15 protein-coding genes are annotated in these 12,742 nt (G+C 36.4%); 8 read left to right on the forward strand and 7 right to left on the reverse strand.

What is annotated here, in order from left to right:
* The 6 genes from RT445_RS15440 to RT445_RS15465 all read left to right on the forward strand — a co-directional run.
* Positions 1-471, forward strand: a 471-nt coding sequence (locus RT445_RS15440; RefSeq protein WP_313470871.1) for an SDR family NAD(P)-dependent oxidoreductase, incomplete at its 5' end; no start/stop codon positions are given.
* 31 nt (positions 472-502) lie between these two features.
* Positions 503-1,459, forward strand: a complete 957-nt coding sequence (locus tag RT445_RS15445; RefSeq protein WP_312506776.1) for an alpha/beta hydrolase — start codon at positions 503-505, stop codon at positions 1,457-1,459.
* 149 nt (positions 1,460-1,608) lie between these two features.
* The gene (locus RT445_RS15450; protein ID WP_274793974.1) at positions 1,609-2,025 is read left to right on the forward strand and encodes a YugN family protein; all 417 of its coding nucleotides are present in this window, start codon (positions 1,609-1,611) and stop codon (positions 2,023-2,025) included.
* Between the two features lie 152 nt (positions 2,026-2,177).
* Positions 2,178-2,342 carry a hypothetical protein gene (locus RT445_RS15455; protein WP_312506775.1) on the forward strand — a complete coding sequence of 55 codons (165 nt, stop codon included), beginning with the start codon at positions 2,178-2,180 and terminating at the stop codon, positions 2,340-2,342.
* A 61-nt stretch (positions 2,343-2,403) separates the two neighbouring features.
* Positions 2,404-3,480 carry a PQQ-dependent sugar dehydrogenase gene (locus RT445_RS15460; protein ID WP_313470874.1) on the forward strand — a complete coding sequence of 359 codons (1,077 nt, stop codon included), beginning with the start codon at positions 2,404-2,406 and terminating at the stop codon, positions 3,478-3,480.
* A gap of 47 nt (positions 3,481-3,527) precedes the next feature.
* The gene (locus RT445_RS15465) at positions 3,528-3,947 is read left to right on the forward strand and encodes a universal stress protein (RefSeq protein ID WP_274793971.1); all 420 of its coding nucleotides are present in this window, start codon (positions 3,528-3,530) and stop codon (positions 3,945-3,947) included.
* A 75-nt stretch (positions 3,948-4,022) separates the two neighbouring features.
* On the opposite strand, the gene RT445_RS15470 is transcribed toward RT445_RS15465, so the two are convergent.
* The 7 genes from RT445_RS15470 to RT445_RS15500 form a co-directional block, all read right to left on the reverse strand.
* Positions 4,023-4,880, reverse strand: coding sequence for a DUF6612 family protein (locus RT445_RS15470; protein ID WP_312506773.1), 858 nt, complete (start codon positions 4,878-4,880; stop codon positions 4,023-4,025).
* Between the two features lie 247 nt (positions 4,881-5,127).
* Positions 5,128-5,412, reverse strand: coding sequence for a cytochrome aa3 quinol oxidase subunit IV (gene qoxD / locus RT445_RS15475; RefSeq protein ID WP_274793968.1), 285 nt, complete (start codon positions 5,410-5,412; stop codon positions 5,128-5,130).
* Positions 5,412-6,011: a cytochrome aa3 quinol oxidase subunit III gene (qoxC, locus tag RT445_RS15480; RefSeq protein ID WP_274793967.1), complete on the reverse strand. Its 600-nt coding sequence runs from the start codon at positions 6,009-6,011 to the stop codon at positions 5,412-5,414. Before qoxC ends, qoxD begins: the two co-directional genes overlap by 1 nt.
* 1 nt (position 6,012) lies before the next feature.
* Positions 6,013-7,956, reverse strand: a complete 1,944-nt coding sequence (gene qoxB / locus RT445_RS15485) for a cytochrome aa3 quinol oxidase subunit I (RefSeq protein ID WP_312506772.1) — start codon at positions 7,954-7,956, stop codon at positions 6,013-6,015.
* A gap of 61 nt (positions 7,957-8,017) precedes the next feature.
* A complete protein-coding gene (gene qoxA, locus RT445_RS15490; RefSeq protein ID WP_312506771.1) occupies positions 8,018-8,914 on the reverse strand; it encodes a cytochrome aa3 quinol oxidase subunit II in 897 nt (298 codons plus the stop codon).
* 827 nt (positions 8,915-9,741) lie between these two features.
* A complete protein-coding gene (locus tag RT445_RS15495; RefSeq protein ID WP_312506770.1) occupies positions 9,742-10,584 on the reverse strand; it encodes a DUF2785 domain-containing protein in 843 nt (280 codons plus the stop codon).
* 243 nt (positions 10,585-10,827) lie between these two features.
* Complete coding sequence (locus RT445_RS15500; protein ID WP_274793963.1) at positions 10,828-11,292, reverse strand: hypothetical protein; 465 nt, start codon at positions 11,290-11,292, stop codon at positions 10,828-10,830.
* 212 nt (positions 11,293-11,504) lie between these two features.
* Between RT445_RS15500 and RT445_RS15505 the strand changes: the two genes are divergently transcribed.
* Entirely contained in the window at positions 11,505-12,488 is a 984-nt protein-coding gene (locus RT445_RS15505) for a hypothetical protein (protein ID WP_312506769.1), read from the forward strand.
* A gap of 119 nt (positions 12,489-12,607) precedes the next feature.
* Positions 12,608-12,742 (forward strand): trigger factor family protein (locus RT445_RS15510; RefSeq protein ID WP_313470881.1); only part of this gene is annotated, 135 nt, incomplete at its 3' end.

Below are 12,742 nucleotides of genomic sequence, written 5' to 3' on the forward strand. Positions count from 1 at the left end.
AATAATGCAGGTGTTTTAAGCCCACCAGCACTTCTTGGAGATTTAGATGAAGAGACGTTTGATCGAGTAATTTCGGTCAATCTTAAAGGGGCTTTTTTAGGTTTAAAGTATGTGTTAAAAGAAATGGAGCAACAACAGTCAGGTGTTATTGTCAATACCGCATCAGCAGCAGGTATACAAGGACAACCCTATTTAGGTGGCTATGCAGCTAGTAAGCACGGTGTTGTTGGGCTAACGAAAACAGCTGCTATTGAATATGGACCAAGTGGTATTCGGGTTAATGTAATTTGTCCTGGTGGTGTGATGACAAACATGACAAAGGGATTAGCATCAAGCCCAGAAGAAAATGGGCCATTGCGAAGATTAGCGGACCCTATTGAAGTTGCAAATGTAATCGCTTTCTTAATTTCACCAGAAGCTTCCTATGTAAACGGCGCTGTCATAACTATTGATGGCGGATTAACTTCTTGAAAAATAGCTAAATAAGAGAGGATGGATCAGAATGGAACATCGAATTAATCCAGAACTAAAAGAAACATTAGCTTTATTTCCCCCTTTAGATTTAGACAATGTACAGGCTACACGAGAGGGAATGGCGGCAGTTGCCGTACCAGCACCAATAGATGAACATATTGCAGTTGAGAATAAAATGATTCAGGGGCCTGCTGATCATCATGATTCACTGCGCGTTAGAATTTATAAGCCAAAAGAGCAAAATGAGATTTACCCAGGGCTGCTATGGATTCATGGTGGTGGGTATGTGTTAGGTGCTCCGGAGGGGGATGATTTACTATGTCAGCGCTTTGTCAATGAAGCAAAATGTGTCGTTGTATCTGTAGACTACAGACTTGCACCTGAACACCCATATCCTGCACCGCTGGAAGATTGTTATTCCGCATTAAAATGGGTAGCGGATCATGCAGATGAACTAGGAATCGATCCTAATCGTCTAGGCATTGCAGGCGCAAGTGCTGGTGGAGGGCTAACAGCTGCCCTTGCATTACTTACTCGTGATCGTAACTATCCAAAGCTTAGCTTCCAAATGCCTCTATATCCAATGATAGATGATCGTAATAATACACCATCCTCATTAGAAATTACAGGGCATATGATTTGGAACCATGATCTTAACCAAAAGGGATGGGAAATGTATTTGAATGGAGAAAACGGCAGTGCTAATGTGTCTCAATATGCCGCTCCAGCTAGAGCAGAAGATCTATCAGGTTTACCGTTTACGTATACATGTGTTGGTCAATTAGATCCATTCCGTGATGAGACTTTACAATATGTCACAAAGTTATGCCAGGCAGGAGTAGATGTAGAATTCCACTTATATCCTGGATGCTATCATGGCTTTGAAAGCATTGTTCCAACTGCTGATATAAGTCAAAGAGCTGTTACGGAGTATGTAAAAGCAGCTAAATATGTTTTAAACCGCAATATTTCGGTTCCTCTATAAAAATTTTAGAATGTCTCGAAGCTTTGATATATCAAGGTTTCGAGATTTTTTGATAGTGTTCATTCACCAATTTTTAATTAGTACATAGCAAGTTTGTAATGCCACCTTTTAGGTTAGACTTTTATTGAGTGAAAGGAGGAGAGTGCAAATTGTTACAGTTTGATTCAAAAATTGTTGGGAAAGAGATTGGTTTTGGTTATTTACGAGATAAAATTGCCGATCGTGGTTTTACAATCGGAGGTAATTGGGAGTATTATAAAGGCAGTTTCGATTCGGTATTATGGAAAGAAGCGGGCGAAACTATATATTTACGCGTCCCCTTCATCGTAACATCTGGAGAACTTGATAATGAAGATTGCCAAATTCGTTTTCAAAAGCCGTTTGTCATTAAGCATGTTGCCAATATTGGCTTAGATTATGACGAGGGATCTTTACTAGACGCAACTGGTGCTAGCCAATTCCAAACACCACTTGATACAGATGGACACATTCATGATAAAAGTAGATGGATTCAGGCAGGAGAACAAGCAGTAGAAGAGAAAGTGCTGCCTTATTTCCTGCATTAGCTAGATAAATTTGAATAGCTATTAACAACATTTTTATGTCTTTTATCCTTTTTCTGATTGGGAACTTGTAATCAAAAATAGAAATAGAATTGTCGTAAGAATTTTCCAATATTATAATAGTGATATTCTATACTACTATAAGAGGTGAGTTTATGGACAAAGTAGCTATTGATGATTTTCAACTTTCCCATCAAAAATTGCAACAAGAACGACTCATCCATCGGAAAGAAGCGTATCTTGAAGTATTGGAAAAAACAAAAGCATATGGTGAAATAATTATGTTTGATAGTATAAAAGGTAATAAAAGAGGCGTCTAGATGACGTCTTTTTCTATTTTCATAACGTATCGCTAGAATATCAAGGAAAGGATGATAAACAATGAAACGACTCATGCCATTTTTCCTGCTACTAATAGTTTTATGTGTTGCTTGTACTTCAAACAAAGATAAGGAGCATAAAAGGCCTGATAAAGAAGACACGCGTTCTACACTCACAACCAATTCAACTGCTGAGATAGTAGCAGATCAATTGCAAACACCATGGTCTATTCAAAAAAGTGGAACTGCTTTTTATATAGCTGAAAGGCCGGGAAATATTGTGAAGATTGAGGAAGGGGCTGTGGATAGGCAACAGGTCATGCTAAAGAAAGAGCTCTCAACAGCGCCAGAGGCCGGATTGTTGGGATTTGTACTAGCACCTAATTTTTCTACAGCACAGGTTGCCTATGCCTATTATACGTATGTCGAGGGATCGGAACAGTTTAATCGCATTGTGACATTAACGTTGAGCGATAATAAGTGGCAAGAGACGGATCTCATTATTGATCGTATTAGAAGTGGTACCTATCATCATGGTGGTCGTTTGCAAATAGGTCCTGATGGTAAGCTGTATGCTACGGTTGGAGATGCGACACAACCATCCTTAGCACAGAATTTGGATGCCCTAGAAGGGAAGATTTTACGCATCAATTTGGATGGCTCCGTACCAAACGATAATCCTTTTCCAAAATCGTATGTATATAGTTATGGACATCGAAATCCACAAGGCATGGCATGGGCAGCGGATGGGACAATGTATGCAAGTGAACATGGCAATTCAGCAAATGATGAAATTAATTTGATTGAAAAAGGAAAAAATTACGGTTGGCCAATCATTGAAGGAATTGACCAACAGCAAGGTATGATAACACCACTCTATACATCGGGTGCTTCTAAAACATGGGCACCATCGGGTATGGCCATCGTCAATAATCAATTATATGTTGCAGCACTAAGAGGCTCAGCTGTGTTACAGTTCGATGTGACAAACAATAAACAAGATGAGCTTTTTACTGAATTTGGTAGAATTCGGGATGTTTTTGTGGAGGAAGGATACCTTTATTTTATAAGCAATAATACGGATGGTCGTGGAAATCCACAATCTCGTGACGATAAGCTCTATCGAACACCGTTGTGATATAATAGTTGTGAAAACATGGAAGATAAGTGAATGGGAGGACTAACATGGCTAATTATCTTAAAATCGCTGTCGCAATTGATTTCTCAGAGCAATCACTCAAAGCATTCGACAGAGCAAATCATTTAGCAATACAGCATCAGGCTATTTTACAATTGGTGAACGTAATTGATACGAAATCGTTTGGAGCGGTATCTGCTTATGATTTAAAATATGCAGAGGAATTAAAGAAAGAAAATATGCTTAAAATGGAAAAACTAGAAAAAGAGGCGTTACAATTAGGTGTCAACGAGGTGGAATCAATAGTAGAAACAGGTTCACCGAAGGGTATTTTAACACAATTACCGAATGTTGATTTAATCGTCTGTGGCGCGACTGGATTAAATCGTATGGAAAAGATGATGCTAGGATCCGTTGCCGAAAAGATTGTACGCCATGCTCTATGTGATGTCTTACTAGTTCGCTAGTATAGAGAAAGTAATTATTAAATAGATGGCATAAAAAGCACCTGCTTGTATTCGAAAACAAGCAGGTGCTTTATTTTATTGTCTTGTTTGAGCGTTATCAATAATGCTCTGAGGAATATCGATAGTTTTTAGATGATTAAATTCAGTATAAGTAACGACTGATTTTGTATTCATTACTAATTCGTCACCTTCTACCGCCATTTTTAAATCAAAATTCATATCCATTTTGTTTGTATCGAAAGTCTCTTTATCGATATGAAGTACATAGTTGATTTTTTCAATTGTTAATTGATCCAGTGGGTTTTCTTCTAACCCCATACCTTGCATCGATTTATTAATTTCAGAATCAATTAGCTCTTTAAATTTATCACCTTTTGCTTCTAATGTAAGAACATATTCATCATCTGTTTGCTCAAATGAAAAATCACCAATGAATTTTTTTAGTTGTTCTAGTTGTTCTTTCGCGTCTGCAGAAGCAGCTGTTTGATCTAAAATTGCATCAAAGTTTTCATCAGGAAGCTTCATCCAGCTATCAGTTGTCGTATCTTTCATAAATAGGCCTGTATCTTTTTTCATATACATTTCCATTGGCATGTCCGTTGTTTCTTCACCTTCACTCATCATATCTGGCATCGACATAGACCCTGATAAATGCATTGCAAGTGGGTCAACAATGATGTCCATTTCCATATTAGAGTCGATAGAAAACTCCATTGCCTCTTCTCCAGATCCAACCTTTGTCACCTGTGTCATGTCCATTTTGGCACTCGCACTTTTAATGTCAGCCTGGCGGTCCACCGCTTTGTCATACACTTGCTCTAAAGTAAGCTTGCTTGTTTTCGTTGTGTCTTTCGTAGGGGTAGCGCTTGAGTTACAAGCCGCAAGTGTCAATGCTAGTGTTCCAACTGCTAATACTTTAAAAACTTTCTTCATTTCTTTCATCTCCTATTCTTGGTAAAAAACACTATCTACTACTATACGCGCTAGAAAAGGAAAAGTTTCGTAAATTGTTAAAAAAGTACTAGATTTTTATTAAAAAAACAACATTTTTCCTACTGATATTAGTAGTAAACGTTATAATTAATAAATGAATAAAGGGAAAAACAAAAAAGCTGTCACCAACTTATCGCATAAGGACGATAGTTGGGACAGCTTCTTGTTTACGCCAAGGCGTAATGGATCAATTATAACCCCAGATCATAGCGAATAATGTACCAATGATTGTTACAACACCTACGAATACTGAGTATAAAATCGTTGTATATAACGTTTTCTTATCTTCAGATTCACCAATGTGCATGAATAAAACTAATTGTACAGTTGCTTGTGCAAGGGCAGTTACTAGTAAAATAGCGAATGCCATTTTATAACTCATATCAAAGGTTACAACGGCTAAAGCGACAATTGTCAATAATAATGAGAAGCCGAAGCCCATGACATGTTGTTTTGGGAATAATTCCTTCATCAGCTAATCAGTCCTTTCAAGTAGACGAAGCTGAAGATGAAAATCCAAACAACGTCTAGGAAATGCCAGTACAATGAGAAGATAAACGCTTTGTTCGCTGTTTGTGGATTTAAACCACGTTTAGCTACTTGGATTAAAATAGCTAAGCCCCAGAAGAAACCAAATGTTACGTGGGCACCGTGCGTTCCAAGTAAAGTCATTAATGACGATAAGAATGCGCTTGTTTGAATCGTTGCGCCTTCGTGTACATATGTGACAAACTCATCAATCTCAATAGCTAAGAAGCCTAGGCCTAGTAAAAGGGTAATGATGAAGAATGTCATCATTGCTTTTTTATGACCAATACGCATTGCATGAACACCAAGACCAATTGTGAAACTACTTGTTAATAATAAGAATGTTTCCCACAGAACTGGAGTTAATTCGAAAATTTCAGCGCCATCTGGGCCACTACCTGTACGTGTATGAAGTGTGAAATACACTGTAAATAGTGTGGCAAATAACACGATCTCGGCGCCAAGGAAAACCCAGAAACCAAAGATTTTTAGGCGGTTTTCCTCTGTACTATATTCTAATGGAAGTGAAGAATCGATTTTCATATTATTTATCACCTCTCAAGCTTTTCTCAGTTGCCATAACTTCCTCAACTGAAATGTAACGACCATGATCTTTTTCGAATGAACGATGGATCATGAAACCAAATACACCAAGCATACTGATGATGGCTGGAATCCATAGATTAAATACAGCGAAGAATGCTGCAAGGAAGAAGAATCCACTCATCCAGAATGGTGTGCCTGTATTATTTGGCATGTGAATTTTTTCAATTGTACCTGCTGTAATATCGCGACCTTCTTTTTTCGCGAACCAAAACTCATCTAAGCGAGTAACTGTTGGTACTACAGCAAAGTTGTATTCTGGTACTGGAGAATGAGTAGCCCATTCAAGTGTACGACCATCCCAAACATCTGCCTTTTCATTGCGAGGCATGTGTTTCCAGCTGTAGTAAATGTTATAAACGATCAATGCAAAGCCAACTGCAAGTCCTAGAGCACCAACGAACGAAAGCATATTCAATGGGCCGTAACCAGTAGACTCTGAATAAGTGTACATACGACGAGCATAACCATCTAAACCTAAAATGAATAATGGGAAGAACGTTACGTTGAAGCTGATAGCAATAAACCAGAAACCAGCTTTCCCTAATTTTTCGTTTAAACGGAAACCGAACATTTTTGGCCACCAGTAGTGGTAACCTGCAAGTACACCAAACACTGTACCTGGAATTAATACATAGTGGAAGTGGGCAACTAAGAACATCGTATTATGATATTGGTAGTCGGCACTTGCCATTGCTAACATAACCCCTGTAACCCCACCAATAGTGAAGATAGGAATAAAGCCTAATGCATAAAGCATCGGAGTTGTAAATTGAATTTTCCCGTGCCGCATTGTGAGTAACCAGTTAAATATTTTTACACCAGTCGGAACTGCGATTGCCATTGTTGTAATAGAGAAAACACTGTTTACCATTACGCCATGACCCATTGTATAGAAGTGGTGGGCCCATACTAAGAATGATAGTAAAGAAATGACAACCATACTCATAACCATTGATTTGTAGCCGTATAAGTTTTTACGTGCAAATGTTGCAATGATTTCTGAGAAGATACCGAAAGCAGGTAGGATAACGATATAAACCTCAGGATGTCCCCAAACCCAGAATAGGTTGGCCCAGAGCATATCCATACCACCGTCTTGCATCGCAAAGAATTTTGTGCCGAATTGACGGTCAAACATCATTAGGGCAAGCGCTACAGTTAATACTGGGAACGCGAATACGATAATAACGTTTGTAATTAAAATTGACCAAGTAAACATTGGCATTTTCATTAATGTCATACCAGGTGCACGCATTTTAATAATTGTCGTGATGAAGTTAACACCCGTCATTAATGTACCAATACCTGATAATTGAAGTGCTAAAGAATAATAGTTATTCCCTACAGTAGGACTAAAATCCGTACTTGCAAGAGGGAAGTAGGCTGTCCAACCAGCGTCTGGTGAACCACCGATAATGAAAGATAAGTTTAATAAACCAGCACCTGCTGCAAATAGCCAAAAGCTAACAGCATTTAGACGTGGGAAAGCAACGTCACGTGCACCAATTTGTAGTGGGATTACAATGTTCATTAAACCGATAACAAATGGCATCGCCATAAATAGAATCATTAATAAACCATGTGTTGTGAAAATCTCATTGTAATGTTGTGCATCAAGAAGTCCGTTATCTGGAACGGCTGTTTGTGCACGCATTAATAGTGCATCAATACCACCACGGAATAGCATTAATAATGCTACTGCGATATACATAATCCCGATTTTTTTATGGTCAACAGTTGATAGCCAGTTTTTGTAGAAAAAGCCCCATTTTTTAAAATAAGTAAGGCCTGCTACGATAACCACTGCACCAACTACGATACTAATAGCTGCCGCTAAAATCATCGGTTCTTGCATTGGATGGAATAATTCTTCCATACTCATTGGATGCGCTCCTTTCAGAAATAAAAATTAATGTAAATATTCGTTCGAAGTTAACGTTAAATTAGTGACCTGAATGTTCGCTATTCATGTCTTCTTCAGACATATCACCATGATCCATATCCATGTTTTTACCATGTTCCATTGGAGCTGGACTGAAGTCTAAGTGTGTAGATGAGAAGCTTTGACGACCAACGTGCTCTGCTTTTAATAGCTCATCAAATTTTTCTTCAGTTAATGGTGCCTCTTTAGCTTTTACATCAGCAACCCATTTATCGAAGTCTTCTTGTGTCATAGATTGTGCTTCAAATTCCATTTCGGCAAAGCCACGTCCATTAAAGTTAGAGTTACGTCCCATAAATGAACCAACTTCATCTGCCGCAAGGTGAATAGTTGTTAACATATCACTCATGGCATATTTTTGACCTGCTAATTGAGGAATCCAGAAACTTGTAATAGGACCAAATGAGTAAAGTTTGAACTCGATTGGACGATCCACCGGAATGTTTACATAGTTAACTGTTTCAACACCTTGTTCTGGATAACTAAAGTGCCATTTCCAGTTTGATGATGATGCATAAATAACTAATGGTTCCTTATCGTCATAACCTGCTGGTTGAGCTTCTACTGTAGAAGTTGTTCTAACTGTCACAACAGCTAAGAATGCTACGATAATAATTGGAATTACTGTCCATGTAATTTCTAGAAGATGGCTTCCTTCTTCATGAGGAGGCTCATAATCTGCAGATGCTTTTGATGCACGGTATTTTGTTAGCATAAAGGCTAAAAGCACATACACGACTAGTAATATAAAGGCCATTGTAATAATGGATAAAATAATTGTGTTTGATAATGTTTCGGCATTTGGTCCTTTTGGATTGAACACTGTTAATGGTTCACATCCAGCAAGAATTGCAAGAGCACTCAAAGCTACAAACATTAAACTTAATTTTTTCTTCATGTTTGACTCCTTTCTATAGAACGGCTATTCATAAAATTCATGTGTTTTTTGTCAGTCTCACATTTACAAATAGTTGGTACTGAGGTCACCTCTTTTATCTTGGCGTATCAATCAACAACATAAGAATTTACAATGGCATGGTTCAATATGAAACATAAAATCTTGTGTTGATTGATCTGATGCAAGCGTTAGCAAAACTAATGATTGTGCAATCGTTTTAAATACGTACTTGCCTAATGACGATTGTCACAATGTGTCGTTGTTTGCACATTGGATTATACGCCCTGTTTTTAAGAAAAAACATAATTTTGTTATGAAAAAGATAGTAAAGAGGTGTTGAATTTGAACATTTTTTGAACAAAAATCGTTATTTTAGTATTGGTATTTAAAGGTTTTAATTATTAAACACTGTGAAAACGTTGAAAATACTGCATTCCTCATGTTTAACTAAGTAAATAATTTTTTTTATGAAAAATTGCATTTCACATTTTGGACGCTGTTTTGTAATAAAATCAACGTAATATCGGTCTTTTCAATACTTTTGGGTTGCCTTTTTTTAAAAAAAGGAGTAGTCGCAATGACGGTGTGTGGAAACATTAGGATGAATTTTCAATCAAAGGAATGAGAGGAAAGGGAATAACTGTCTTATCATATTGATTATGTTAATATAATAATTTGTTTTCTTTAATATCCATATATTTACTTGATATATTCTACTCGAAAAGTAAAAAAGCAAACTAAGAGCAGTCCTAGTTTGCTGGTGTTTTAGAAAATTTTTATGTTATGGAGAAGGATGTGTAGTAAATCAGCAATTTTTAAATTGACAGTCAATCTCCAAGCTTCAGCCATTTGGCTACCTTTCCATAAATTGTGTTTTGTAATTGAGGAGCTTTATTATTCATTTTTAAGAAAAAATACAATGTTTTCATAAAGTTTAATGTGCAAGTACGTCCGCTAAAAAAGCTTTCATTATAGCCTTGCATCATTAGGTGCATTTCAAATTTATCAAAAGCTTGTTCAACAAATTCAATTAGTGCATCCTCGGAGTAATTTTGATTTAATAATGCATCTACTATATTAATTAAACGTTCCTCTTCATCATTGACATAGACGGTGTCTTTCCAAGTGACAAGCTTTAAAGCATGTAAGATGGAAGGGGCATATTGTAAATCGAATTTTGGGTGTTTAATGGTCGTTGAGGCTAAATCAGCACCATGGGCAATGCTGTGCGCCCATCCTTTATCTGGGACGAAACCTCTAGTATCTTGTTCTAATAATAAATAGCGTCCGATTTTTTTAAAGAAAATTTGCAAACGATCATTGTTTAAAATCAATAACTCTGCATCCTTTGCAAGAATACCTGCAACTAGTAGAGCGGAAAATGAACGAGTAAAGACGCTATCTGTTGATTTTTCACCTATCTGTAAGTACAAGAAATCATCACTAGTTGCTGTATCAAATAAAATCTGTAATTGTTGCGGGTTTACTAAATTATCGCTCAGTAAATCGATGAATGTACGATATATGTACTGATCCCGTAATTCTGCATCGACTGTGCCTATATGAGTTAGCATTTCTTGTAATAGCCAATCACTGTGTTGTGACATAAAAGTTTGGCGTTCAGAAAGTGTCATTGTAGAAAAAGACTGTAATGTTTCTTTAATAGTCATGTTTGAAAAAGCCCCCATAATAATTTTTCTTCTATTATTATAGCCGCTTTTCATTTCGAATTGACAAATTTGAAACTTCGGAAAGAAAGAACGGCAACATAACGTCCCTCTTAAACGGAATTTTTTACAATATTATTTCCTGAACCTATAGAAAGTTGTTATGATAGAAACGCAACAAAATGGTAAAGCTTAAATTAAGCGCAAAAAAAAGACATACCTATTTAAGTATGTCTCTTTGGCTCGTTAGAGGACGACAGCTGATTTTATGCCAATTGGCCATTCAATAAGGGAGTCCTGATTTGTCTGTAACTCGACAAGAATATGGGTGTTTTTTATAGCATCAATGAGCCATTCACTGTAATGACGATTTGGTTCTGGATGCTGTAAAATTTGCTGCATATCTTTTTTATCAACATGTAATAGTTTGTAGTTACATTCAATGTTTACTTTTTGAGGAATAATGCAGAGTGATTCATTTTGGTGACCAAGTGCAATAGAACCTGGAATATAACCTTGAATACGTAAAATATAGGTACTTGCTTCTTGTGTATAGACATCAATTTTAGTACGTGTTAAAAAATCAAATTCTATCGGCTTATCTTGAAACGGTCCGTTTGTGGTAGAAAAAGAAATGACTTTAATCGATAATGCCTCGAATGCAGGTGAGATACAATGATTAAATTCAGTAATTGTATCTAGTAATTGCATGGATTCCACTCCTTGTTAAGAACTTGGTTTTATTCAAACAGACAATAAAGGGGATGTCTGTCATTGTAATAAATTTTAGATTATTCTAATTATAATACAATTTATTACAAAATATGAATCCAAAAGCAATGATTTTTTGTTAAAAATAAGAAACTTGTGGATTTTTTTAGTAAATAACCGAATTAAAAAATAGAAATAAAGAGGTGAGAAAAATGACAAAACGAAAGCGTCATGTCATTAAACATGACAATATTGTTGTTTTTCCAGGCGCTGTCCAAACTTTAATACGTGAAGGACATATGTTTGCAGAGAATTATCAATATGAAAAGGCAGTGGCGAGTTTTGAAAAGGCATTTGTATATGAAACTGGAGATGAATTTGCGCTGAGTGCCTATGCCTTTGCTTTATATGAAATAAAGGACTATGACAAAGCGAAAAATGTATGTGAGCAGCTATTTACGATGGGTACGTCAATGTATGTAGAAGTGATGGAATTGTACATTACCATATGCATGCAGTTAAAAGATTACCATCAAGTGGAGACGTTAATAACGACTTTACTTGAAGAAAATGTATTGCCGCATGATCAAGTTGAAAAATTTGAACGATTAAAAAGTTTGAATAGAGAAGTGTCTAGAAATCTAGAAAAGAGAGAAAATGCACAACATTTAATAGAGGAACAAGAATATGAGCTTGCGAAATTTAGTGCACTTTCACCAAATGAACAATCCATTCGTTTACACCGCCTTATGGATACCAATGTAAGACAATTAAAAACGGCATTAAAGGCTATTATTGAATGCTCAACGATTCATCCTTTTGTACAAAGCTTAGCATTAATATTGTTAGTGGAACAGGAAGTAGCCATAGACATAACAGTTTCTAAATTTGAACAAACAAAAGTCGTGAATCCAGCCAATCTAGTATTGCCTAATCAATTACCGCAATATGGAGAAATAAAAAATATTATTGAAATGAAGTTAGAGCAAGACCCTACGACGTTGGAAATGGTACAATATTTAATGGCGAAACATGCCATTGTAACGTATCCGTTTGAGTGGCATCCATTCCAAGCTGATGATGTTGCTTATAGTTATATTGATTTTGTCTTAACAATGCTAGGAAATGTGCAAGAAATGGACTATGAGATCGTGGACTTTTTACAAATGTTAGAAAAGCTAACAGAACTACATTAGGTATGAAATAAGTTGAAACTATACACATCTATGTTATACTAAAATGGTTGTCAAAATCGTAGTTACGAATGAATTGTCTAACATCTAAACTTGATTATTTATTTTGGAGGTATTTATACATGTCAGCAAAATGGGAAAAACAAGAAGGTAATATCGGTACTCTTACAATCGAAGTACCTGCTGTAGAAGTAGATGCAGCGATGGATCAAGCATTTAAAAAAGTTGTAAAACAAATTAACGTACCAGGTTTCCGT

The sequence above is a fragment of the Lysinibacillus sp. genome (genome assembly GCF_032093475.1).
GTDB lineage: Bacteria > Bacillota > Bacilli > Bacillales_A > Planococcaceae > Lysinibacillus > Lysinibacillus irui.

Excerpts from the sequence above, each read along its gene's own strand:
- RT445_RS15445 (WP_312506776.1), top strand. The coding sequence starts at position 503 with ATGGAACATCGAATTAATCCAGAACTAAAAGAAACATTAGCTTTATTT.
- RT445_RS15455 (WP_312506775.1), top strand. The coding sequence starts at position 2,178 with ATGGACAAAGTAGCTATTGATGATTTTCAACTTTCCCATCAAAAATTG.
- RT445_RS15460 (WP_313470874.1), top strand. The coding sequence starts at position 2,404 with ATGAAACGACTCATGCCATTTTTCCTGCTACTAATAGTTTTATGTGTT.
- RT445_RS15465 (WP_274793971.1), top strand. The coding sequence starts at position 3,528 with ATGGCTAATTATCTTAAAATCGCTGTCGCAATTGATTTCTCAGAGCAA.
- RT445_RS15470 (WP_312506773.1), bottom strand. The coding sequence starts at position 4,880 with ATGAAGAAAGTTTTTAAAGTATTAGCAGTTGGAACACTAGCATTGACA.
- qoxD (WP_274793968.1), bottom strand. The coding sequence starts at position 5,412 with ATGAAGGAATTATTCCCAAAACAACATGTCATGGGCTTCGGCTTCTCA.
- qoxC (WP_274793967.1), bottom strand. The coding sequence starts at position 6,011 with ATGAAAATCGATTCTTCACTTCCATTAGAATATAGTACAGAGGAAAAC.
- qoxB (WP_312506772.1), bottom strand. The coding sequence starts at position 7,956 with ATGAGTATGGAAGAATTATTCCATCCAATGCAAGAACCGATGATTTTA.
- qoxA (WP_312506771.1), bottom strand. The coding sequence starts at position 8,914 with ATGAAGAAAAAATTAAGTTTAATGTTTGTAGCTTTGAGTGCTCTTGCA.
- RT445_RS15495 (WP_312506770.1), bottom strand. The coding sequence starts at position 10,584 with ATGACTATTAAAGAAACATTACAGTCTTTTTCTACAATGACACTTTCT.
- RT445_RS15500 (WP_274793963.1), bottom strand. The coding sequence starts at position 11,292 with ATGCAATTACTAGATACAATTACTGAATTTAATCATTGTATCTCACCT.
- RT445_RS15505 (WP_312506769.1), top strand. The coding sequence starts at position 11,505 with ATGACAAAACGAAAGCGTCATGTCATTAAACATGACAATATTGTTGTT.